A 22,841-nucleotide genomic window follows, 5' to 3' on the forward strand; every position below is an offset into this window, starting at 1 on the left:
CGGCGCTCCGACGCTGTCGGGGGCGGGCGCTAGCGTGGTGGGGTGCCCGACTCCCCGCTCGACGCGTCGCCCCTCGACGCCTCGCTCGCCGGTGCCCTCGGCGGGCGGACGGCGCAGGCGATGCAGAAGGCCTTCGGCCTCCGCACGGTCGGCGACCTGCTCTCGCACTACCCGCGGCGCTACGCCCGCCGCGGCGAGCTGACCGCGCTCGACCAGCTGCCGCTCGGCGAGTCGGTGACGATCGTCGCCCAGGTGCTCGACGTCCGGGAGCGCACGATGCGGGCGCGGCGCGGCTCGATCCTCGAGGTGCGCATCGGCGACGGCCAGGGCATCCTGACCCTCACGTTCTTCAACCAGGCGTGGCGCGCGAAAGACCTCGCGCCCGGGGCCCGGGGCATCTTCGCGGGCAAGGTCGGCGACTACCGGGGCCTCCGCCAGCTGGCGCACCCCGACTACGAGCTCTTCGACGCGTCGCACGAGGCCGTGGCGGGCGTCGGCGACGCCGAGGCGCAGGCCTGGGCGAAGCAGCCGATCCCCATCTACCCGGCCAGCGCCTCCGTCGCCTCCTGGCAGGTGCAGCGCTCGGTCGAGCTGGTGCTCGACACGCTCCCGCCGATCGACGACCCGGTGCCGGCCGCGGTGCGGGCCGAGCTCGAGCTCGTGTCGCTGCGCGACGCGTACGAGCTCGTCCACCGGCCTGAGAAAGACCGAGACCACCTCCGCGGCCGTGACGCGCTGCGCTTCCAGGAGGCCTTCGTGCTCCAGGCCGCCCTGCTGCAGCAGCGTGCCCTGCTGCGCACCGCCCCCGCGACGCCGCGCGTGGCCGGGCCGGACGGCCTGCTCGCGCGCTTCGACGCCGCGCTGCCCTTCGAGCGGACGGCCGACCAGGTGCTCGTCGGCTCCGAGATCAGCCGTGACCTCGAGGGCGACGTGCCGATGAACCGCCTCGTGCAGGGCGAGGTCGGGTCGGGCAAGACCCTCGTAGCGCTCCGCGCGATGATCGCGGTCGCCGAGAGCGGCGGCCAGTCGGCCCTCCTCGCGCCGACCGAGGTGCTCGCCGCCCAGCACCTCCGCTCGGTGGTGCGCTCGCTCGGTCCCGACCTCGCGGCACGGCTGCGGCCCACGCTGCTCACCGGGCAGATGTCGACCGCCGAGAAGAAGCGCGCGCTGCTGTCGATTGTCAGCGGGCAGTCGCACCTCGTCGTCGGCACGCACGCCCTCCTCAGCGAGGCCGTGGGGTTCTACGACCTCGGCCTGGTCGTCGTCGACGAGCAGCACCGCTTCGGCGTCGAGCAGCGCGAGGCCCTGCGACAGAAGGGCCGCACGCCGCCGCACGTGCTCGTCCTGACGGCCACGCCCATCCCGCGCACGGTGGCGATGACGGTCTTCGGCGACCTCGACGTCTCGACCATCACCGAGCTGCCCGCGGGCCGTCAGCCGATCGAGTCGTTCGTCGTGCCGCTGGCCGACCGGCCCGGCTGGCGCGACCGCGTCTGGCAGCGCTCGGCGGAGGAGGTCGCGAAGGGCCGCCAGGTCTTCGTGGTCTGCCCCGCCATCGACGCGGCCAGCGTCGAGGCCGGCGAGGAGGCGCCGGTCGACGACGCACCGGAGGGCACCTCCGAGGGCGCTCCCGAGGGCGCCGTGCCCGCCCCCGAGCGAGCGAGCGTCGAGGGCGTGCTCGCCCTCGCCCGGTCGCTGCCCGTGCTCGCCGGCGCCCGCGTCGAGCCCCTCCACGGCCGCATGTCGGCCGACGAGAAGGACGACGTCATGCAGCGATTCGCCGCGGGCCTGATCGACGTGCTCATCGCGACGACCGTCATCGAGGTCGGCGTCGACGTGCCGAACGCGTCGACGATGGTGGTGCTCGACGCCGACCGCTTCGGGGTGTCGCAGCTGCACCAGCTCCGCGGCCGGGTCGGGCGCGGCGGGCACCCGGGCCTCTGCCTCCTCGTGACCCACGCGGCGCCTGACACGGTCGCCCGTGAGCGCGTCGAGGCGGTCGCCGCGACGCTCGACGGGTTCGAGCTCGCCCAGGTCGACCTCGAGCTGCGGCGGGAGGGCGACGTGCTCGGCAGCCTGCAGTCGGGCGGCCGGTCGTCGCTCCGCCTGCTGCGCGTCGCGACCGACGGCGACCTGATCACGACCGCGCGGGAGCACGCCGCGGAGGCGCTCGAGGGCGACGCCGCGCTGACCGGGCACCCGGCGCTGGCCGCCGCCATCGCCCGCCGCCTCGACGACGCCGACCGCGAGTACCTCGCGAAGAACTGACCGGGCGGCCGTCCCCGTCCGCGGACCGGCCACGTCGGGCCCCGGCCGACGTCGCTCCGAGTTCGCCGGAAGGCCCCCGGGAGCGACATCTGCACGGGCTAGGGTGTGCGGATGAACAGGATCGCCGTCGTCCCGGGGTCGTTCGACCCGGTCACCCTGGGTCACGTCGACGTGATCGCCCGGGCCGCCCACGTCTTCGACGAGGTGCACGTGCTCGTGGTCCACAACCCCGACAAGTCGGCGCTGCTGCCGCTGCCGAAGCGCGTCTCGCTGCTCGAGCGGTCGCTCCGCGAGGCGGGTCTCCCGCCGTCGGTGACCGTGCACAGCTGGAGCGTCGGCCTGCTGGTCGACTACTGCACCGAGGTCGGCGCCTCCGTGCTCGTCAAGGGCATCCGGTCGCAGGTCGACGTGGCCTACGAGACCCCGATGGCGATCATGAACCGCAGCCTCGCCGGCGTCGAGACGGTCTTCATGCTGCCCGACCCCGCCCACGCCCACGTGTCGAGCTCGCTGGTGCGCCAGGTCGCGGCCCTCGGCGGCGACGTCGCCCCGTACGTCCCCGCCAGCGTCGCCGAGTACCTCGCGGCCACCTGACCCACCCGCACGGCAGCGTCGCCGGCCCCCGGCCCGTCCTCCCGTGCGACCCGACCACCCCGCACGCCCGCCCGATGCCCTCCGGGAGAGACCATGAGCACGACCAGCGACACCCGACCGTCCGACCGTGCCCTGCGGGGCGACGGCGACCTCGACGTCATGCCCCTGCCCGAGGTGCAGGCCGCCGCGCGCCGGATCATGGAGGCGGTGGCCACGGTCATCGACGGCAAGGACGGCGCGATCGGCACGGCCCTCACCGTCCTGCTCGCCGAGGGGCACCTCCTCATCGAGGACGTCCCCGGCGTCGGCAAGACCCAGCTCGCCCGCGCGCTCGCCAAGGCCGTCGACGCCCGGGTCACGCGCATCCAGTTCACCCCCGACCTGCTGCCGAGCGACATCACGGGCGTCTCGATCTACGACCGCGACCGCGGGGGCTTCGAGTTCACGCCCGGCCCCGTCTTCGCCAACGTGGTGATCGGCGACGAGATCAACCGCGCCTCCCCGAAGACGCAGTCCGCCCTGCTCGAGAGCCTGGAGGAGCGGCAGGTCACGGTCGACGGGGTCACGCACCCGCTGCCCGACCCCTTCCTCGTCGTCGCGACCCAGAACCCGGTCGAGATGGAGGGCACGTACTCGCTGCCGGAGGCGCAGCGCGACCGGTTCATGGCCCGGATCTCGCTCGGCTACCCCGACACCGAGAGCGAGCTGCGCATGCTGCAGCAGCGCGAGCGCGTCAGCCCGCTCGAGAAGGTGCGGCCCCTCGTGTCGCTCGACGAGCTGCGCCGCATGATCGCGGCGGTGCGGACGGTCTACACGGCCGAGCCGGTCGAGCGCTACGCCGTCGACGTCGTCCAGGCGACGCGTCGCCACCCCGACGTGCGGCTCGGCGCGAGCCCCCGCGCGACGCTGCAGCTCATGCGGGCCGCCAAGTCGTGGGCGGCGCTCAACGGCCGCGGCTTTGTGGTGCCCGACGACGTCGACGCGATGAGCGGGCCCGTGCTCGGCCACCGGATCATCCTCGCCGGGCGCGCCGGGGCCGGCGCGGTGTCGGCGGCGTACGACGTGGTGGCCGACGTCGTCGCCTCGACCGACGTGCCGCTCGGCGACACGGCCGGCCGACGCTGACCGTGGCGCGCGGGGGAGTGCCCACGCCGACGCGGCGCGGCGCGGTCGTGGTGGGCGCGGGGCTGCTGCTCGCCGTCGCGGGCGCGCTCCTCGAGTCGCCGCCCCTCGTCTTCGCCGGCGTGGCGCTCGTGGCCCTCGTGGTCGCGGTCGTCCTGTCGCTGCTCGTCCGCGGGGTCGACGTCGTCGTGGGCCGCCGCTTCACCCCCTCGCGGGGCGTCGCGGGGTGGTCGGCGGTCGAGACCCTGACGGTGACGCCCCGCTCGGGGCGCGCCCAGCAGGCCGCCCTGCGCGACGAGGTGCCGTGGGGCCGCGCCCGCCGCTCGACGGCCGTGCCCGTCACGCTCGAGCCGGGGCGCACCTCAACCGTGACCTTCCGCCACCCGGAGCTGAGCCGGGGGCGGCACCGCGTCGGCCCGCTCCACGTCGAGCTCGTCGAGTCGTTCGGCGTGGCCCGCCGCCGCGTCGTCGCGCCCGGCACCGCCGAGTTCGTCGTCGTGCCCGAGGCCGTCGACCTCGGCCTCGCCCGCGAGTCGAGGTCGCTGGGCGACGGCGCGCGGCGACAGCGCGAGCACAGCCTCTCCGGTGGCGAGGACGACCCGATCACCCGCGAGTACCGCCGCGGCGACCCGCTGCGCCGGGTGCACTGGAAGGCCACGGCCCGCCACGGCGACCTCATGGTCCGGCAGGAGGAGCAGCACGGGCTGCCGAGCGCCCGCCTCGTGCTCGCGCTCGGGTCGGCCGGCTGGTCGGACTCCGTCTCCGTCTCCGCGCCCGGCACCGGGAGCGCCGACGCGACGGGGGCCGACGTCGCCCGCAGCGACGCCTTCGAGTGGGCGCTGTCGGTCGTCGCGACCCTCGGGGTCGAGTGGGGCCACGCGGGCTCCGTCGCCGTGCTCGGCACGCCGGGGGGCAGCCTCGTGGCGCGCCACGACCCCGACGCCACCGGCGCGTGGCTCGACGCCCTCGCCGACCTCCAGCTCGACGACGCCAGCGACTCCCTCGCGCCGCCGCCCGCGGCCCGGGAGCCCGTCACGGCGGTCGTCTCGGGCCTCACCCGCGCCGAGCTCGACCAGTTGGGCGGCTCCCGCGCGGCCGGGTCGACGGCCGTCGCACTCGTGGTCTCGCCGACGCTCAGCTTCACCGCCGTGGGCGGCGGGGCCGGCTCCTCGTCGACGGAGCCCACCGCCGTCCTGTCGCCCGAGGCCGTCGCCGCGTCGCTCCGCGAGGCGGGCTGGCGCGTCGTGGAGGCCACCCCGACCGAGCCGGTCGGCGACGCCGTGCGTCGAGGCGGGCTGCTCCGTGGCTGAGCCGCGGCGGTCCCGGCGTACCGGGGGCGAGGCCGAGGGCGCTCGCTGGCCCGTGGTCGCCCTCGTTTGGCTCGTGCTCGTCGTCTCGCTCGCCAGCCTCTCGTCGCTCTTCCTCGGTGCCGGCTGGTGGTTCGCGGGGGCGGGCGTCTCTGCCGTCGTGCTCGGCGCCTCCGGCCTCGTCCGCTCGCTCCGCGGCTCGCCGTGGCTGGCCTGGCTCGTCGGGCTGCTGGCCGGCACCGCGACCGCCACGGCGGTCGTCTCGGGCGGCACCGCCGTGCTCGGCGTCGTGCCGACCGCCGCGACCCTGCAGCGGGTGCGCGACCTCAGCGACCAGGCGGCCCTCACCATCTCCGACGGCACCGCCCCGGTGCCCGTCGACGACGGCGTGCTCGCGACCGTCGTGGGCGCGGTGCTCGTCGTCTCGCTCCTCGTCGACCTGCTCGCCTCGGTCGGCCGCCTCCCCGGCGCGACCGGGCTCTTCCCGGCGGTCGTCCTCGCCGTCCCGGCCTTCGTGCCGACGGCCGAGACCCGGTGGCCCTGGGTCGTCGCGACCGTGCTGCTCTACCTGCTGCTCCTCATGGTCTCGTCGGGGCGCCGGCCGACCCCGGCCGGAGCCGTCGGCGCCGTCGCCGCCGTGGCCGTCGCCGGCCTCGTGACGAGCCTCGTGCCCCTCGGGGGCGTCTCGCCGCTCACCGGCGTCGCGTCCGGCACGGGCCTCGCCACGGGCGTCAACCCGATCATCGACCTCGGCGACGACCTCCGCCGCGGGGCGCCCGTGAGCGTCCTCACCTACCGCTCGTCCGACGAGCAGGGCACGTACCTCAAGCTCGTCGACCTCGTCGACTTCTCCGGCCGCAGCTGGAGCCCCGCCGACGTCGAGCTCGACCCCGACGCCACCGTCGACGTCCTGCCCGAGGCGCCCGGGGTCGACGCCGACACCACGCGGCGGGCGGTCGAGACGCGGGTGACCATCGGCGTGCTCCGCAGCCCGTACCTCCCGGTGCCCGTGCCGCCGACCGAGATCACCGGCATCGACGACGGCTGGTCGGTCGTCGACGAGTCGGGCGTCACGGTGCGGAGCGACGACGAGAGCACGCAGGGGCTCGAGTACACCGTGCGCAGCCGCCCGGTCGACCCCACCGAGGACGAGGTGGTCGCGACCCTCGGCGACGCACCGGCCGACATGGCCCCCTACCTCGCCGTCGACGGGGTGCCCGCGACCGTCAGCGAGCAGGCGGCCGCGGTCACGGCCGACGCCGCGAACCCCTTCGACGCGGCCGTCGCCCTCCAGGACTGGTTCCGCGACGGCGACTTCACCTACTCGGAGGAGACCCCCGTCGACCAGGGCTACGACGGCAGCGGCCTGGACGCCGTCGAGACGTTCCTGCGCGTGCGCAGCGGGTACTGCGTGCACTTCGCCTCGGCGATGGCCGTGATGGCCCGCACCCTGGGCATCCCGTCCCGCGTGGCGGTCGGCTTCCTGCCGGGGGAGTCCACCGGCTTCGCCGACGACCAGGAGCGCACGGTCAGCAGCGACGACCTGCACACCTGGCCCGAGCTGTACTTCCAGGGGCTCGGCTGGGTGCCGTTCGAGCCGACCGTCGGGCTCGGCCGGCCCCAGTCGTTCCTGCAGGAGACCGGCGTCGAGCCGACGGCGGCTCCCACCGACCCCGCCGAGGCCACGCCGACCCCCACGGCGGAGGCGCCCGCGACCACCGGCCCCGACGCGCCCACCGCCACGCCCAGCGACCCCGCCCGGGCGGCGGGGTCCTCCGGCAACGCCGCGGTGACCGCAGTCCCGGCCGGCCTGGCCGCGCTCCTCGTGCTCCTCGTGCTGGCGCTCGTCGTCCCCTCGGGCCTGCGGGCCGGCCGCCGTCGTCGGCGGCTGGCCGCCGAGCCGCCCGACGCCGCGCTCCGGGCGTGGCAGGAGGTGCTCGACACCGCCGACGACCTGCGGCTCGACGTCCCGCGCTCGGCGACGCCGGGGGCGGCGGCCGAGGTCCTGGCCGCCCACCTGGGCGTCGCGCCCGGCGGTCGACGTCGGCACGGCTCCGAGGAGTCGCGGGCCGCGCTCGACCGCGTGGTGACCGCCCTGACGACCGAGCGGTTCGCCGGCCGGCCCGCGGAGGCCGACGTGGGCAGGGACGCGCGTCGCGTCGTCGACGCCCTCCGCGCCTCCTCGACGCCCCGACGCCGCGCCGCGGCGCTCCTCGCGCCGCGCTCGCTGTGGGCGAGCACGGGCGCGCGTCGGCCGCGCAGAGCGTAAACTCTCCCCTCGTGCCTCACTTCACCCCCACCCCCTACACGCTGACGGTGTACGACCTGCTGCACCGCGCAGGCGAGATGCGCGAGCACACCGTCGACGTCACGGTGCCCGAGAAGCTCGGAGAGGGCCCGGTCGCGGTCGCGACCGGTGCCGCCCTCGAGCTCGACGTGCGCCTCGAGGGCCTGCACGACGGCATCCTCGCCTCCGGGCACGTCTCCTCGACGGCCACCGGCGAGTGCAGCCGGTGCCTGCGCGCCATCGAGCAGCCCGTCGAAGTCGATTTCGCCGAGCTTTTCGCGTACGCTGTCGACGAAGCTTTCGACTATCAGGTTCAAGACGATCACGTGGATCTTGAACCCGTGGTGAGAGACGCAGTGGTTCTGTCACTGCCCTTCCAGCCGGTGTGTCGGCCGGATTGCCCTGGACTCGACCCGGTGACGGGTGAACGTATCGAGGACATCCCCGACTACACGCCTCATGAGAACGTCGATCCCCGGTGGTCGGCCCTCGCGGGGTTCCAGGCTGAATCGGCACCTGCCGACGGCGAGCCAGCGAGCCCGGGTCACCACGACCGCGGTGAGCAGGGCGAGCAGCACTAGCACCACCGCGTCAGCACCACGCGCGTCACCACCACGACAGACCAGGCACCCGCGAGGGCGCCGCAACAGAGAAGAGAACCTCATGGCCGTTCCCAAGAGGAAGCAGTCCCGCTCCAACACGCACGCCCGCCGCTCGCAGTGGAAGGCCACTCCCGTGCAGCTCGTGAAGACCATCGAGAACGGCAAGGTCACCTACAGCCTCCCGCACCGCGCCAAGGTCGTGGAAGACAGCGCCGGCACCGCCCTGTACATGGAGTACAAGGGCCGCAAGGTCGCCGACGTCTGAGCACGTCGAGCGTGACCACGTCCGTCTTCGAGGTCTCGAAGTGACGTCCACGAGGGATCAGCCCGTGTCGAGCGCCAGCGCCGACCGGGCTGATCTTCTGTCACGCCTGCAGATCGACGTCAGCGACGAGCTGATCGACCTCGCCCTGACGCACCGCTCGTACGCGTACGAGCACGGCGGCATCGGCAACAACGAGCGCCTCGAGTTCCTCGGCGACTCCATCCTCGGCCAGGCCGTCACGGTCATGCTGTTCACCGAGAACCCCGACCTCGACGAGGGCGAGCTCGCCAAGCGGCGGGCGAGCCTCGTCAGCACGGTCGCGCTGGCCGAGGTGGCCCGCAACATCGACCTCGGCCGGCACCTGCGCCTCGGCCGGGGCGAGGAGCTCACCGGCGGCCGCGAGAAGCACTCGATCCTCGCCGACACCGTCGAGGCGATCATCGGGGCGACCTACCTCGACGCCGGCGCCGACGCGGCGACGGAGTTCGTCCTGCGCCTCGTGGCGCCGCTGCTCGTCGACCCCGACCGCTTCGGCGCCGCGATGGACCCGAAGACGAGCCTGCAAGAACTGGCGGCCTCGCTCGGCCTCGGCGCCCCGTCGTACCACCTCACCGACAGCGGCCCCGACCACGACAAGCGGTTCCACGCCATCGTCCGGCTCGGCGCCGACGACGTCGCGACGGGCCACGGCAGCAGCAAGAAGCAGGCCGAGATGGCCGCCGCGCTCGACGCGTGGACCCGGCTCAGCGCCGGGGCTCGCTGACCCGTGCCGGAGCTCCCCGAGGTCGAGGTCGTCCGCGCCGGCCTCGCACCGGTGGTCGCCGGCGCCGTCGTCACCGACGTCGAGGTGCTCGACGACCGGTCGCTGAAGCGGCACCGCGGCCCCTCCGACGACTTCGTCGACCGCCTCGTGGGCGGCACCCTCGACGCGGCGGTGCGCCGGGGCAAGTTCCTCTGGTTCCCGTTCGAGCCCGCCGCCGTGCACGACCAGCCGCTGGCGCTGGTGGCGCACCTCGGCATGAGCGGCCAGGTGCTGCTGCGCGAGCGCGACGCCGAGCCCGACCGCCTGATGCGGGTGCGGCTCGACGTCGAGAGCCCCGCGCACGGGCCGCTGCGCCTCGCCTTCGTCGACCAGCGCATCTTCGGCTCCATGGCCCTCGACGAGACCGTCCCCACGCTCGACGGGGCGCCCGCGGGCTGGGCCGGTGCCGAGCTGCTCGGCTCCGGGCCGCTGCCGAGCGCGGCCGACGGCCGGCCCGCCGACCCGACCCGCGCCTCCTGGGAGCTCCGCGTTCCGCAGCAGGTCTCGCACATCGCGCGCGACCCGCTCGACCCGGCCTTCGACGAGGGGCGGGTGCTGACGCGGCTGCTCGCCCGGCGCACCGGCGTCAAGCGGGCCCTGCTCGACCAGGGCCTGCTGAGCGGCGTGGGCAACATCTACGCCGACGAGAGCCTCTGGGCGGCGCGCGTGCACCCCGAGCAGCCCACCGAGAGCCTGACCCGGGCCCGTGCCCGGACGCTGCTCGCCGAGGTGCGAACGGTGCTGCTCCGCGCCCTGGGCGAGGGAGGCACGAGCTTCGACGCGCAGTACGTCAACGTCAACGGGCAGTCGGGCTACTTCAGCCACAGCCTGGCGGCCTACGGCCAGCAGGGCAAGCCCTGCCCGCGCTGCGGCACCCCGATCGAGCGTGCGGCGTTCATGAACCGCTCGAGCCACTTCTGCCCCCGGTGCCAGCGGGTGCACGGGGCCTGAGGGGCGGGCCGGTGTCGGTCCCGGCGTCGTCGGTGGCCGCACCTATCCTGGGAGGCACGGGCCCCGGTCGTCGTCGGCCGTCCCGTTCCGTGACGCGCGAGACGAAGGGGGGCCCCGGGTGCACCTGAAGAGCCTCACCCTCAAGGGCTTCAAGTCGTTCGCGTCGCCGACCACCTTCGCCTTCGAGCCCGGCGTCACCTGCGTCGTCGGCCCCAACGGCTCGGGCAAGAGCAACGTCGTCGACGCGCTCGCCTGGGTCATGGGCGAGCAAGGCGCCAAGAACCTCCGCGGCGGAAAGATGGAGGACGTCATCTTCGCCGGCACCTCGACCCGGGGGCCCCTCGGCCGGGCCCAGGTCGTGCTCACCATCGACAACTCCGACGGAGCCCTGCCGATCGACTACGCCGAGGTGACGATCAGCCGCACGCTCTTCCGCTCGGGCGGCAGCGAGTACGCCATCAACGGCGAGGGCTGTCGGCTCCTCGACGTGCAGGAGCTGCTCAGCGACTCCGGGCTCGGGCGCGAGATGCACGTCATCGTCGGCCAGGGCCAGCTCGACGCGGTGCTGCACGCCACCCCGGAGGAGCGCCGGGGCTTCGTCGAGGAGGCCGCCGGCATCCTGAAGCACCGGCGCCGCAAGGAGAAGACCCTCCGCAAGCTCGACGCCATGCAGGCCAACCTGACGAGGCTGAGCGACCTCGCCGGCGAGCTGCGGCGACAGCTCAAGCCCCTGGGCCGGCAGGCCGCGGTCGCGCGGGAGGCCCAGACCATCGCCGCGGTGGTGCGCGACGCCCGGGCCCGGCTCGTCGCCGACGAGGTCGTCGGCCTCCGCGACGTGCTCGCGCGCCAGGGCCGCACCGAGTCCGAGCGGCGTGCCGAGCGGCAGGTGCTCCAGGAGCAGCTCGACCAGGCCAAGGCCCGCGAGCACCGGCTCGAGCAGGCGATGATCGGCGACGCCGTCGACCAGGCCCGCCGCGTCGCGTTCGGGCTCGAGTCCGTGCACGAACGCCTCCGCAGCCTCACCAGCCTGGCCCAGCAGCGCCTCCAGCTGCTCGCCCAGCAGAGCGACCAGCCCGCCGTCGAGACGACGGTCAGCGCGGGCATGGTCGCCGACGCGCGCGAGGAGGCCGTCCGGCTGCAGGGCGGCGTCGCCGAGGCCGAGGCGGCCGTCGCCCGCGCGGGCGCCGACGTCGCGGCGGCCCGGTCGCGGCTCGACGCCCTCGACGCGCAGATCGCGGCGCGCAGCGCCGAGGTCGCGCGGCACGACCTCGAGCTCTCGCGGCTCCGGGGCGCGGCCGACGCCGCGCGGTCCGGTCTCGCCGCCGTCCGCGGCGAGCTGCTCCGCCAGGGGGCCGCGCTCGAGGCGGCCGAGCAGCGCCTCGCCGCGGGCCGGGCGGAGCAGGCGGAGCTCGAGCGCTCGGCGTCCGACGCCGACCCCGCTTCCGAGCCCGACCCCGTCGCCGCCTCTGTCTCCGTCGCCGCCGCCGAAGGGGGAGGGGGTCCCGCGGCTCCCGGTCCCGTCGACCACGCCGCGGTGCGCGACGAGGCCGAGCGACGCGTCGCCGAGCTCGAGTCCCGCGTCGCCGAGCAGGAGGCGCGGGTCGACGACCTGCGCGACCGACGTCACGCCGCCGAGCGCGAGCGCGACGCCCTCGCCGCCCGCCGGGCCGCGCTGGCCATGGCCCTCGACCAGGGCGACGGCTCGTCGACTCTGGTCGCCGCCGGCCGGCCCGGGGTCCGGGGCCTCGTCGCGGAGCACGTCCAGGTCGACGAAGGGTGGGAGGTCGCGGTCGCCGCGGCCCTCGGCAGCGTCGTGGACGGAGTGCTGGCCGACGACTCCGCCGCGGCCCTGGACGCGGTCGCGCACGCGGCCGACGAGGCCCTCGGCCGCGTCGAGGTCGTCGTCGCCGAGCCCGCCCGCTCGCGCGTCGACCTGGCCGTCGCCCTGCCCGAGGGGGCCGTCGCCGCCGTCTCGGTCGTGACGGGCCCCGAGGGCGTGCTCGGCCTGTTGGCGAGCACCGTGCTCGCCGTCGACCTCGACGCCGCCCGCCGCGCGTGGGCGGCCCTGACGGAGCACCCCCTCCCCGTGACGGTCATCACGCGCTCCGGTGAGGTCCTCACCGACTGGGTCCTCCGCGGCGGGTCGGGCGGCGAGCGTTCGCGCCTCGAGCTCGTCGCCGACCGCGACGAGGCCGCCGAGCGGCTCGTCGGCGTCGGCGCCGCCGTCGACGACCTCGCCCGCGAGCACGACGAGGCCGCCGACCAGCTGGCGGCCGCCCGCACGGCCCTCCGCGAGGCCGCCGCGGCTGTGCGGCAGGCCGCCGCCGCGGTGCGGGCGCAGGAGCAGGCCCTCGCGGCCCAGGAGCAGCGGCTCGACCGCGTGCGCGCCCGGGTCGAGGCGGCCGAGGCCGAGGTGGAGCGCCTCCGCGGCGCGCTCGGCGACGCCGAGTCGTCCGTGCAGCAGGCGGAGGCGCGGGTGACGGAGGCCGTCGCGGCCCACGACGAGCACGCCGCCCGTCCGCGCCCCGTCCTCGACGCGTCGGGGCGGGACGACGTCGTCGCCGAGGTCGAGCGTGCGCGGGGCACCGAGGTCGAGGCCCGCGTCCGCCTGGAGACCGTCCGCGAGCGGGTGCGTACCGAGGTCGCGAGGGCCGAGGGGCTCGAGCGGCGTCGTCGTCAGCAGGCCGCCGCCGCGGAGGAGCAGGCGCGGCGCACGGTGCTCCGGCAGCAGCAGATGGCGACGACCTCGGCGGTGCTCGACGCCCTGCCCCTGGTCGTCGACTCCGTCGCTCGCTCGTTGGGCGAGGCCCGCACCGACCTGGCCGCCCGGGAGGCCGCCCGCGCGGAGCAGAACGAGGAGATCGTGGCGCTCCGGCGCGACGAGCGCGCCCTGCGGGAGCGACTCAGCTCCGTCACCGAGCACGTGCACGGCCTCGAGATGGAGATCTACGAGAAGAAGCTGCACGTCGGTCAACTGCTCGAGCGGGCCGCGTCCGAGCTGGGGCTCTCCGAGGAGGTCCTCGTGGCCGAGTACGGGCCCGACGTGCCGGTGCCCGACGACGCCGCGCTGGCCACGGCGCGGGTGGCTGACCTCGATCCCGACGCCGACGCCAGCGCCGACGCTCCCGACGACGTCCCGAGCACGCCCTACGACCGGGAGGAACAGACGCGGCGCCTCGCCGCGGCGGAGGCCAAGCTGGCCCGGCTCGGCCGCGTCAACCCGCTCGCCTTGGAGGAGTTCTCCGCCCTCGAGCAGCGGCACGCGTTCCTCGCCGACCAGCTGACCGACCTCACGGCGACCCGACGCGACCTGCTGACGATCATCGACGAGATCGACGCGAAGATGCAGACGGTCTTCGCGAGCGCGTTCGCCGACACGAGCGCGGCGTTCGACCGGGTGTTCCCGGTGCTCTTCCCGGGGGGCAGCGGCTCGCTGACCCTGACCGACCCCGACGACCTCCTCGGCACGGGCATCGAGGTGACCGTGCGCCCCGCCGGCAAGAAGATCGAGCGGCTCTCGCTGCTCAGCGGCGGCGAGCGCTCGCTCGCGGCGGTCGCGCTGCTCATCGCGATCTTCAAGGCCCGGCCGAGCCCGTTCTACATCATGGACGAGGTCGAGGCAGCCCTCGACGACGCGAACCTCGGCCGCCTCCTGACGATCTTCCAGGACCTCCGCGAGTCCAGCCAGCTGATCGTCATCACGCACCAGAAGCGCACGATGGAGATCGCCGACGCGCTCTACGGGGTGTCGATGCGCCAGGACGGCGTGAGCGCCGTAGTCGGCCAGCGGGTCGCGGCCGAGCAGGTCGGCTGACCGACCCCCTCGGGGGCCGGGCCCCCGACGACGAGACGACCCGCGCCTCCCGGGCTCGCGGAGGAGCGGGGGAGGCGCGGGTCGACTCGAGAGGGAGCGGGCGTCGGCCGGTCAGTCGGCGTCGGCCTCGTGCAGCGCCCCGTTGACCGTGAGCACCTTCCACGACTCGCCGTCCCACTCGACGGTGTTGGCGGCGGCGTTCTCGATGTGGGGCGCCTCGCTGCCCATGATCGCCGACAGGGTGAAGCGGATGATCGTGCCGTGGCAGACGACGACGATGCTCGCGTCGGGGCCGTCGAGGGGGAGGCGCGTGTCGCGGATCATCTCGAGGGCACCGAGGCCGCGGGCCGCCACCGACTCACGGGGCTCGATGTCGGGGTACGACTCGTTCGGCTCGTCGGGGATGGGCGAGTCCGGCACCTGGCCCTCCCGCGAGGCGTAGTCGCGCTCGATCAGCTCGTCGTACGCGTCGCCGAGCTCGATCCCGAGCTCGGACGCGATGATCTGCGCCGTCTCGCGGGCCCGACCGAGCGGCGACGACACGATCGCCGACCACGGCTCGCCCGAGAGCAGCCGTGCGGCCTCGCGGGCCTGGCCTCGACCGGTCTCGTTGAGCGGGACGTCGGACGAGCCCTGGAGCTTGTCCTGGCTGTTCCAGTCGGTCTGGCCGTGGCGGATGAGTTCGAGTCGCATGAGCGGGTGTTCCTGTTCGATCGAGGGCCGGTGCGCCGCCGCCCTCGTGGGGCGGCGGCGGAGTGACGGCGATCAGCTGTCGCTGGGCTCCTTCACCGGCACCACGACCTCGCGCTTCCCGTCTCGACGCACCTTGGCGAGACTGAGGACCGTGGCGACGGCGATCGTCGCGAGGATGAAGCTGAGGGAGAACCAGATCGGGATCTCGGGGACCCACTCGACCGGCTGACCGCCGTTGATGAACGGTACCTCGTTCACGTGCAGAGCGTGGAAGAGGAGCTTCACGCCGATGAACGCGAGGATGACCGCGAGGCCCTGGGCCAGGTACACGAGGCGCTCGAGCAGGCCCGAGATCAGGAAGTACAGCTGGCGGAGGCCGAGCAGCGAGAAGGCGTTCGCGGTGAAGACGATGTACGCCTCCTGCGTGAGGCCGAAGATCGCCGGGATCGAGTCGAGCGCGAAGAGCACGTCGGTGAGGCCGATCGCGACCATCACCAGGAAGAGCGGGGTGAAGAGGCGCTTGCCGTCGATCTTGGTGGTGAGGCGGTCCTCGACGTAGTCGGGGGAGGTGGGGATGATGCGGCGCAGGAAGCGGATGAGCTTGCTGTCGGCCTGGTCGCCCTCGTCTTCTCCGCCCTTGACCTGGCTGTAGGCGAGCCAGAAGAGGAGGAGGCCGAACAGGTAGAAGACCCACGAGAAGTTGTCGATGATCGCGACGCCGGCGGCGATGAAGAGGCCGCGCGAGATCAGCGCGATCGCGATGCCGACGAGCAGGACCTTCTGCTGGTAGATCCGCGGGACGGCGAACGCCGTCATGATGATCAGGAAGACGAAGAGGTTGTCGACCGACAGGGCCTTCTCGGTGATGTAGCCCGCGAAGTACTCACCGCCGAACGTCCAGTTCGAGAAGATGCCGACGCCCACGCCGAACAGGATCGCGATGCCGATGTAGACGGCGGACCAGATGGCCGACTCGCGGATGGTGGGCTCGTGCGGCGTGCGCACGTGGCTGTAGAAGTCGAAGACGAGGAGCCCGAGGATTCCGGCGATCGTGATGATCCAGGTGACGAGTGAGACGTCCATGCAGTTCCCTTCAGTACGCATGAATGTGTACTGAAGGTCTCTTCCACTCGATCGTCAGATGATCGAGCCGATGCACCGGGTCGAGACTGGGCTCTTCCGTATTGACGACGCACCGTGAACGGAATACTCCCCTTCAACGTCTCGACACTAGCAGCAGGTCGGTCCGCGGCCGACTGCGAATAGGCTGAGCGCATGGCTTCCCCCTGGTCCCTCTCCGGTGCCCTCCGTGGCATGTTCGCGAAGAAGACGATCGACGAGACCACGTGGGACGACCTGGAGGAGGCGCTGATCGGCGCCGACTTCGGCCCCGACGTCACCGAGCAGGTCATCGACGACCTGCGCGAGAAGGTGCAGCGCTACTCGACGACCGACCCCGCCGACCTCAAGCGCATGCTCCGCGAGACGCTGGAGGAGCGCCTCTCGGCCCTCGACTCCACCCTCAAGCTCAGCGCCCGGCCGGCCGTCGTGCTGATGGTCGGCGTCAACGGCGTCGGCAAGACCACGACGATCGGCAAGTTCGCGAAGTTCCTCCGCAACTACGACCGGTCGGTCGTGGTCGGCGCGGCCGACACGTTCCGCGCCGCCGCCGTCGAGCAGGTCGCCACCTGGGCCGAGCGCGCGGGCGCGCAGATCGTCCGCCCCCAGCAGCCGGGCCAGGATCCAGCCTCGGTCGCGTTCCAGACCGTCGAGTACGCGATGCGCACCGGCGTCGAGATCGTCCTGATCGACACCGCGGGGCGCCTGCAGACGAAGTCGGGCCTGATGGACGAGCTCTCGAAGATCAAGCGGGTCGTCGAGAAGCAGACCGAGATCGCCGAGGTGCTGCTCGTGCTCGACGCGACGACGGGCCAGAACGGCCTCGCCCAGGCGCAGGCCTTCATCGAGCACGCGGGCGTGACCGGCCTGGTGCTGACGAAGCTCGACGGCTCGGCCCGCGGCGGGTTCGTCCTCGCCGTGCAGGAGCAGACCGGCATCCCGATCAAGCTCGTCGGGCAGGGCGAAGGCATCGGCGACCTCACCGGCTTCACGCCGCACGTCTTCGTGCAGAACCTCATCGGCTGACCGGTGCCCGGCCGGGCGGCCCCGGGGGAGGCGCGGGTCGGCCCACGGGGGCGACCCGCGGCCCGTCGTCGGTTAAGATGGCGACACCATGGCCACATTCGGAACCCTCTCTGACCGCCTCGCGGACACGTTCAAGAACCTCCGCAACAAGGGCAAGCTCAGCCCCGCCGACGTCGACGGCACCGTCCGCGAGATCCGTCGTGCTCTGCTCGACGCCGACGTCGCGTTCGACGTCGTCAAGGCGTTCACGAACACGGTGCGCGACCGGGCGCTCGGCGACGAGGTCAGCAAGGCCCTGAACCCGGCCCAGCAGGTCGTCCAGATCGTCAACGAAGAGCTGATCGAGATCCTCGGCGGTCGCCAGCGTCGACTCGAGTTCGCGAAGAACCCGCCGACCGTGATCATGCTCGCCGGCCTCCAGGGCGCTGGCAAGACGACCCTCGCCGGCAAGCTCGCGAAGTGGCTCGCGAAGGACGGCCACACGCCGTTGCTCGTGGCCTGTGACCTCCAGCGCCCCAACGCCGTGCAGCAGCTGCAGGTCGTCGGCGAGCAGGCCGGCGCGGCCGTGTTCGCCCCCGAGCCGGGCAACGGCGTCGGCGACCCCGTCAAGGTCGCCAAGCAGGCCATGAAGTTCGCCCGCGACAAGGTCTACGACACCGTCATCATCGACACCGCCGGCCGCCTCGGCGTCGACGCCGAGATGATGAAGCAGGCCGCGAACATCCGCAAGGCGGTCGACCCCGACGAGGTGCTCTTCGTCATCGACGCGATGATCGGCCAAGACGCGGTGGCCACCGCGAAGGCCTTCCAGGCGGGCGTCGACTTCACCGGCGTCGTCCTGTCGAAGCTCGACGGCGACGCGCGCGGCGGCGCCGCGCTCAGCGTGGCCTCGGTGACGGGTCGCCCCATCATGTTCGCGTCGACGGGCGAGACCCTCGACGCCTTCGAGCCCTTCCACCCCGACCGCATGGCGAGCCGCATCCTCGACCTCGGCGACATCCTCTCGCTCATCGAGCAGGCGCAGGGCGCGTTCGACGAGGCCGAGGCCCGTGCCGTCGCGGAGAAGATCGCGACCGACAACTTCACGCTCGACGACTTCCTCAAGCAGATGCAGCAGCTGCGCAAGATGGGGTCGATCAAGGGCATGCTCGGCATGCTGCCGGGCGCCAAGGGCATGCGCGAGCAGCTCGAGAACTTCGACGAGCGCGAGATCGTCCGCACCGAGGCGATCATCCAGTCGATGACGCCGCAGGAGCGGGCCCTGCCGAAGCTCCTCAACGGGTCGCGCCGACTCCGCATCGCGCGGGGCTCGGGCATGACGGTCACCGACGTGAACCAGCTCGTCCAGCGCTTCGAGCAGGCCTCCAAGATGATGAAGACCGTGGCCAAGGGCGGGGTTCCCCAGGTGCCCGGCATGGGCCCGATCCCCGGGGCCTCCTACGGCGGCAAGCGCCCCGCCGCCAAGAAGAAGGGCTCGAAGGCCGGCAACCCCGCCAAGCGCGCGGCCCAGAACGCGGCCCTCGCCACGGGCACCAAGCCGGGAGGCGCGGCGCCGGCCAGCGGGTCCGGCTTCGGCCTCGGCGGTGCCCCCGCCGGCGACGGCGCCCCGTCGGCGGAGGAGATGGCCTCGCTGCAGAAGTTCCTCGGCCGGGGCTGACCCGGTCGCGCCGTCCGTCTCGGCTGACGCCTCGGGCCCGCGGTCCCGCCGCGGGCCCGCTGCGTCACCGCGCGCTCACCAGGTGCCCGGGTAGTGCAGCTCGAAGCGTGACACCTTGCCCACGAGGCCGTTGCGGTAGCTCTGTTCCTGCACCGTGACGCCGGCGGGGCGCTCCCGGGCGTCCGTCCAGAGCAGGCCGGACGTCGGCACGGTCGTCTCCCAGATGAAGAAGTCGTCGTTGCGAGAACCGTCCGGTGAGTCGAAGACGCTGAGCTCCGTCCCGATCGGCATGTTCGTGAACGACACGTAGTAGGCGTCGTCGTTCCTGCACGAGTGGCTGTTCGACCTGAAGTCGACGGACTCGGCCACCTCTCCCCGGAACCCGGGTGTCTCGAGAGCACGGAAGCGGACGGTGCACATGTGCTTCGAGGCGCCCTCCCGGTAGTGGAAGGCCACCGTCGCGGGCTTCGAGGCGCCGACGTCGACGGTGAGGGCGGCGATCGGCTCGAGGCAGTAGTCGCACGCGGCCGTCGATCCCTGCCGGGGGGAGTACACCGTGACGGTCGAGGTGCCCTGCGCCACGACCGGGAGGTTGACGTGCCCCCGTGCCTTGTACGTCGGGCCCGTGCTCCAGGCGCCCAGAGCGGGTCCCGTGACCTCCACGACGGAGGTCGACAGGTCGATCGCACGCCCGGAGCGCCCGACGAGCAGGTCCAGCGCCTGGGCGCCGCCTCGGCTGAGGACGTCGACCTGCGTCGTGAGCGGCGTCGTCGTGTCCGGGATCGCCAGGTCGTCCCCCATCCGGCTCACCCAGCTGATGTCCGCTCGACGGCTCGCGCCGAGGCTGAAGAAGGACAGGTCGTCGATCTCGGCGCGTCCGTGCAGCCTCACCGTCGTCGTGGCTGCCGTGAACTCCACGAACGTCGGCCGGCTCGTCCAGCCAGGGGGAGTCGGGGCTCGGTCCAGGGGCACCTGGTGCGTGGGGTCGTCGAGCCACATGGTCGAGCTCGAGCCCGAGGGCGCGTTCTTCGAGCGGAACGAGACACGGTAGCGGTGGCCCGGGGTGAGGCCCTCCTTCGTCCACGAGATCTCGCCGACGCCGGCCGGGCGCACCGTCCCCGGCGTCGACGCGTGGCCCGTCCACCCCGAGAAGTCGCCGTCGTCGAAGTCGGAGTGCTGATCCGCCGACTTGATGCCGATCTGCATGCCGCGGCGCAGCTCGACGTCGTAGACCGACCTCCCGTCGCGCTGCTGGTCGCGGACGGCCGCGCCCGTGGCCTCGTCCATGGTGAGGAGGACCGCCCGCTCGTCGAGCAGGAGCGGAGCCCGGTTCGTCGGGGAGGCGAGGTCGGGGCTGCGGTACCAGCGATGCCCGTCGATCCGCTCGACGGCGAAGGCCCGGTCGATGGCCTCCCCGATCGTCAGCCGCGGGGTCGAGTCGTCCGGGTCGCGGAGGTCCGGTGCCACGACGTGGCGCTGGGCCGTGTCGATCCCGGCGTCCAGCACCAGGGTCGCCGTGGACTCGCGGATGCCGGTGAGCACGGGGCCCCACTGGCCGGCCGCCGGATCGAGGCGCCCCGAGACCACGCGGCCGAAGGTGCCGGACGTCTGGGGCGTGTCGAGCGACACCTCGCCGCTCCGACCCAGCTGCTCCAGCTCGTCCGCGGTCGCGGTGAGGTCGACGGTGCCGGCGTCGTTGATGGTCTCGACCGAGAGCGCCGCCGAGCCCCGGGCCGGGTAGCTCTCTCCGGCGCCCAGGGCGTCCGCCCGGAAGTTCGGGCCGGCTCGGAAGCTGGCCATGGTCTGCTGCCCCTCCAGCACCCAGCTGGTCGTCGGGTGCGCATCGAAGACGGGTGCGCTGCCGGCGTTGTGGTAGCGGACGTTGCCGTTCAGCGAGGCGGCCTTCGACGCGCTCCGGGTGACGAGCTCCTGCCACGACGTCGAGGTGCCCTCCGTCACGCTGTGTGACCGGGTCCACGAGAAGTTGAACTCCTGTGACACCTTCGTCTCGCCGCTCAGGCCCTCCGGCCCGGCCGAGGCTCCGCTCTCGACGCCGACCTTGCCGCCGAGGGTCCTGCTCCACGAGTTCGTCGTCGAGAGGCTGCGCGTCCGGGTCGTCGAGTCGCTGGTCGTGTCGTTCAGCGTCACGACGAGCTTCTCGAGATCGACGCCGACGGCGGGCGCGGCGGCCACGAGCGGGTCGCGGGCCTCGGTGCGGGTGCCGCCCGGCATCATGGCCGACACCTTCTCGAGATCGGTGTAGGGGTCGCGGGCGGAGCGGCAGTGGTTCGGGTCCGAGAGGTACTTCGTGTGACCGCGAGCGGCGAGGTCGTCCCGCCAGGGGACGAGGGAGGAGTCGACGAGGGCGTAGCCGCCGCGCTCGAGGTCGTCGGGGACGAGGTCGTGGTCACGGTCGCCGGGCAGGGCGACGCCGCACGCCAGACCGGCACGGGCACCGGGGCTCGAGACGACCGGGGTCGAGAGGTCGGCCTCGGCGACGGGCTGCCACGGCGATCCGGCGTCGCTCGACCAGCCCAGCGTGATCGCGGTCCCCTCGGGAGGAGCCTCGACCGAGAGGCGCACGGTCGTCGGACGGTCCGGGGTCGTCTCGACGGTCACGATCTCGTCGGCGGTCCGGTCGGGGGAGGCGACGTCGGGGCCCACGCCGTCGCGGAGGACCGCGAACGAGCGGGGGCCGGCCAGCTCGGTCGTGACCGCCGCGTCGAGGGTGATCGTCGTGGCGCCGGCGGGGACGCGGGCCGGCGACCGCCACGAGACGGAGACCGTCTCGGCGGAGTCACCGCCCCCGAGCGCCGTGACGAGCGGCGCCGTCCCTGCGAACGGCTCGTCGGCGGGGACACCGCCGTCGCTGGCCGGCGGCGGCGGACCGTCGAGCGTCGAGGCCGACGCGGCCTGCGGGGGCGGGGTCAGGGCGTCGGCGACGAGCGCGACGCCCAGGACCGCCGCCACGAGCGGTGGGATGGACGTGAGGAATATCGGATGTCTCATCGGTGCATCGAATGGCAGCCGGGCGGGCCGTGCCCGACTGTTACGCCGTGTTACGTCGAGCCTCCTGCCCGTCCGTGCCGTTCTCGTGCCCGCGGCACGGCGTCACAGGTCCGCGGAGAGCCCCTCGTCGAACTCGCGGACCAGCGACGCGACGACCGGACGGAGATCGCCGCCGTGGGCCGCGGCCACGGCCAGTTGGCGCTGGTAGCTGGCGCCCCGGTCGGTGATCGACGCGAGCGAGTGCAGCTCGTCGAGGCAGCCCAGGCGATCGGCGGCGGGCTCGAGGGTCGTCACCAGGTCTCGCAGGTCGTCGGTCACGAGGCGCTCGTCGCCCGCGGCGTTCTGGATGACGATCGCGTCCATGCCGTAGCGGGCCGCGCGCCACTTGTTCTCGCGGACGAACCAGGGCTGCATCGAGGGCAGCGTCTCGCCGCGGTCCAGGCGGTCGGACATGTCGTCCACCAGGCACTGGACGAGGGCGGTCACGGCGGCGACCTCGTCGGTGGTCGCGATGCCGTCGAAGACCCGGCTCTCGAGCGTCCCCCACCTCGGCGAGGGGCGCAGGTCCCAACGCAGTTCGCTGTGGTCGTCGATCACGCCCGTGAGGGTCAGGTCCGCGACCATGGCCTCGTACTCCGACCAGGTCTCGAACTGGGGCGGCAGGCCGGCCGTGGGCAGCTGCTGGAACATCAGGGCGCGGTTCGAGGCGTAGCCCGTCTCCTCGCCCACCCAGAACGGGCTGGAGGCGGTCAGGGCCTGGAAGTGAGGCAGGTAGGTGAGCATGCCGTTCATGATCGGGAGCACCTTGTCGCGCGAGTCGATCCCGACGTGGACGTGGACGCCCCAGATCATCATCTGGCGGCCCCACCAGCGGGTGCGGTCGATCAGCGTGGCGTACCGCTCCTTGTCGGGGGTGACCTCCTGGTCGACGTACCGGCTGTACGGGTGCGTGCCGGCGCAGATGAGGTCGGCGCCGAGCGCGGCCGCCGGGCCACGGACCTGGTCGATGGTGGCCCGGAGGTCGTCGACGGCCCCGGCGACCCGGTGGTGCACCCCGGTGACGACCTCGACGGTGTTGGTCAGGAGCTCGTTCGTCAGACGGTCGCCGTCCTCGTTGAGGTGGGCCAGGTCGGCGAGGATCTGCGGAGCGCGAGGGGCCAGTTCGCCGCTCTCGTGGTCGACGAGGGCCAGCTCCCACTCGACGCCGAGGGTCGACCGCTCTGAGCTGGTGAAGTCGATCTGCATGGGTGCTGCCTCCCGCTCGGCGCGTGCGCGCCGACCCATCCTGACAGCCGGGGGAGTCGCGTGACCGTCCGTGTCGCGGC

The 22,841-nt window shown here is 73.5% G+C and carries 16 protein-coding genes; 12 read left to right on the forward strand and 4 right to left on the reverse strand.

What is annotated here, in order from left to right; genetic code table 11:
* Positions 1–120: 120 nt before the first annotated feature.
* The 10 genes from F1C15_RS14590 (at position 121) to smc (ending at position 14,012) form a co-directional block, all read left to right on the forward strand.
* A complete protein-coding gene (locus tag F1C15_RS14590) occupies positions 121–2,268 on the forward strand; it encodes an ATP-dependent DNA helicase RecG (protein ID WP_185234401.1) in 2,148 nt (715 codons plus the stop codon).
* A gap of 111 nt (positions 2,269–2,379) precedes the next feature.
* The gene (gene coaD / locus F1C15_RS14595; RefSeq protein ID WP_056053542.1) at positions 2,380–2,862 is read left to right on the forward strand and encodes a pantetheine-phosphate adenylyltransferase; all 483 of its coding nucleotides are present in this window, start codon (positions 2,380–2,382) and stop codon (positions 2,860–2,862) included.
* Positions 2,863–2,955: 93 nt separating this feature from the next.
* Positions 2,956–3,987, forward strand: a complete 1,032-nt coding sequence (locus tag F1C15_RS14600) for a MoxR family ATPase (protein WP_056053545.1) — start codon at positions 2,956–2,958, stop codon at positions 3,985–3,987.
* Positions 3,988–4,004: 17 nt separating this feature from the next.
* A complete protein-coding gene (locus F1C15_RS14605; protein ID WP_219731553.1) occupies positions 4,005–5,294 on the forward strand; it encodes a DUF58 domain-containing protein in 1,290 nt (429 codons plus the stop codon).
* Between the two features lie 52 nt (positions 5,295–5,346).
* Positions 5,347–7,560: a transglutaminaseTgpA domain-containing protein gene (locus F1C15_RS14610; RefSeq protein WP_185232039.1), complete on the forward strand. Its 2,214-nt coding sequence runs from the start codon at positions 5,347–5,349 to the stop codon at positions 7,558–7,560.
* A gap of 11 nt (positions 7,561–7,571) precedes the next feature.
* Positions 7,572–8,159 (forward strand): DUF177 domain-containing protein, encoded by a 588-nt coding sequence (locus F1C15_RS14615; protein WP_307803297.1) that lies wholly within the window; start codon positions 7,572–7,574, stop codon positions 8,157–8,159.
* Positions 8,160–8,241: 82 nt separating this feature from the next.
* Positions 8,242–8,445 (forward strand): 50S ribosomal protein L32, encoded by a 204-nt coding sequence (gene rpmF, locus F1C15_RS14620; RefSeq protein WP_043593937.1) that lies wholly within the window; start codon positions 8,242–8,244, stop codon positions 8,443–8,445.
* 64 nt (positions 8,446–8,509) lie between these two features.
* Entirely contained in the window at positions 8,510–9,208 is a 699-nt protein-coding gene (gene rnc, locus F1C15_RS14625) for a ribonuclease III (RefSeq protein ID WP_056053555.1), read from the forward strand.
* Positions 9,209–9,211: 3 nt separating this feature from the next.
* Entirely contained in the window at positions 9,212–10,198 is a 987-nt protein-coding gene (gene mutM / locus F1C15_RS14630) for a bifunctional DNA-formamidopyrimidine glycosylase/DNA-(apurinic or apyrimidinic site) lyase (RefSeq protein ID WP_185232041.1), read from the forward strand.
* A 118-nt stretch (positions 10,199–10,316) separates the two neighbouring features.
* The gene (gene smc / locus F1C15_RS14635) at positions 10,317–14,012 is read left to right on the forward strand and encodes a chromosome segregation protein SMC (protein ID WP_185232043.1); all 3,696 of its coding nucleotides are present in this window, start codon (positions 10,317–10,319) and stop codon (positions 14,010–14,012) included.
* Positions 14,013–14,123: 111 nt separating this feature from the next.
* Here smc and F1C15_RS14640 read toward each other — a convergent pair whose 3' ends face one another.
* Both F1C15_RS14640 and F1C15_RS14645 read right to left on the reverse strand, forming a co-directional pair.
* Entirely contained in the window at positions 14,124–14,705 is a 582-nt protein-coding gene (locus tag F1C15_RS14640) for a histidine phosphatase family protein (RefSeq protein ID WP_056053564.1), read from the reverse strand.
* Positions 14,706–14,777: 72 nt separating this feature from the next.
* The gene (locus F1C15_RS14645) at positions 14,778–15,788 is read right to left on the reverse strand and encodes a TerC family protein (RefSeq protein WP_056053566.1); all 1,011 of its coding nucleotides are present in this window, start codon (positions 15,786–15,788) and stop codon (positions 14,778–14,780) included.
* 192 nt (positions 15,789–15,980) lie between these two features.
* On the opposite strand from F1C15_RS14645, the gene ftsY reads away from it, so the two are divergent.
* Positions 15,981–16,850, forward strand: coding sequence for a signal recognition particle-docking protein FtsY (gene ftsY, locus F1C15_RS14650; RefSeq protein WP_056053569.1), 870 nt, complete (start codon positions 15,981–15,983; stop codon positions 16,848–16,850).
* Positions 16,851–16,938: 88 nt separating this feature from the next.
* Positions 16,939–18,507 (forward strand): signal recognition particle protein, encoded by a 1,569-nt coding sequence (ffh, locus tag F1C15_RS14655; RefSeq protein ID WP_056053572.1) that lies wholly within the window; start codon positions 16,939–16,941, stop codon positions 18,505–18,507.
* A 75-nt stretch (positions 18,508–18,582) separates the two neighbouring features.
* Here ffh and F1C15_RS14660 read toward each other — a convergent pair whose 3' ends face one another.
* Both F1C15_RS14660 and F1C15_RS14665 read right to left on the reverse strand, forming a co-directional pair.
* Positions 18,583–21,516, reverse strand: a complete 2,934-nt coding sequence (locus F1C15_RS14660) for a binary toxin-like calcium binding domain-containing protein (RefSeq protein ID WP_185232045.1) — start codon at positions 21,514–21,516, stop codon at positions 18,583–18,585.
* 102 nt (positions 21,517–21,618) lie between these two features.
* The gene (locus tag F1C15_RS14665; protein WP_056053578.1) at positions 21,619–22,761 is read right to left on the reverse strand and encodes a glutamate--cysteine ligase; all 1,143 of its coding nucleotides are present in this window, start codon (positions 22,759–22,761) and stop codon (positions 21,619–21,621) included.
* Positions 22,762–22,841: the final 80 nt, after the last annotated feature.

The organism is Frigoribacterium sp. NBH87 (assembly GCF_014217665.1).
Taxonomy (GTDB): domain Bacteria; phylum Actinomycetota; class Actinomycetes; order Actinomycetales; family Microbacteriaceae; genus Frigoribacterium; species Frigoribacterium endophyticum.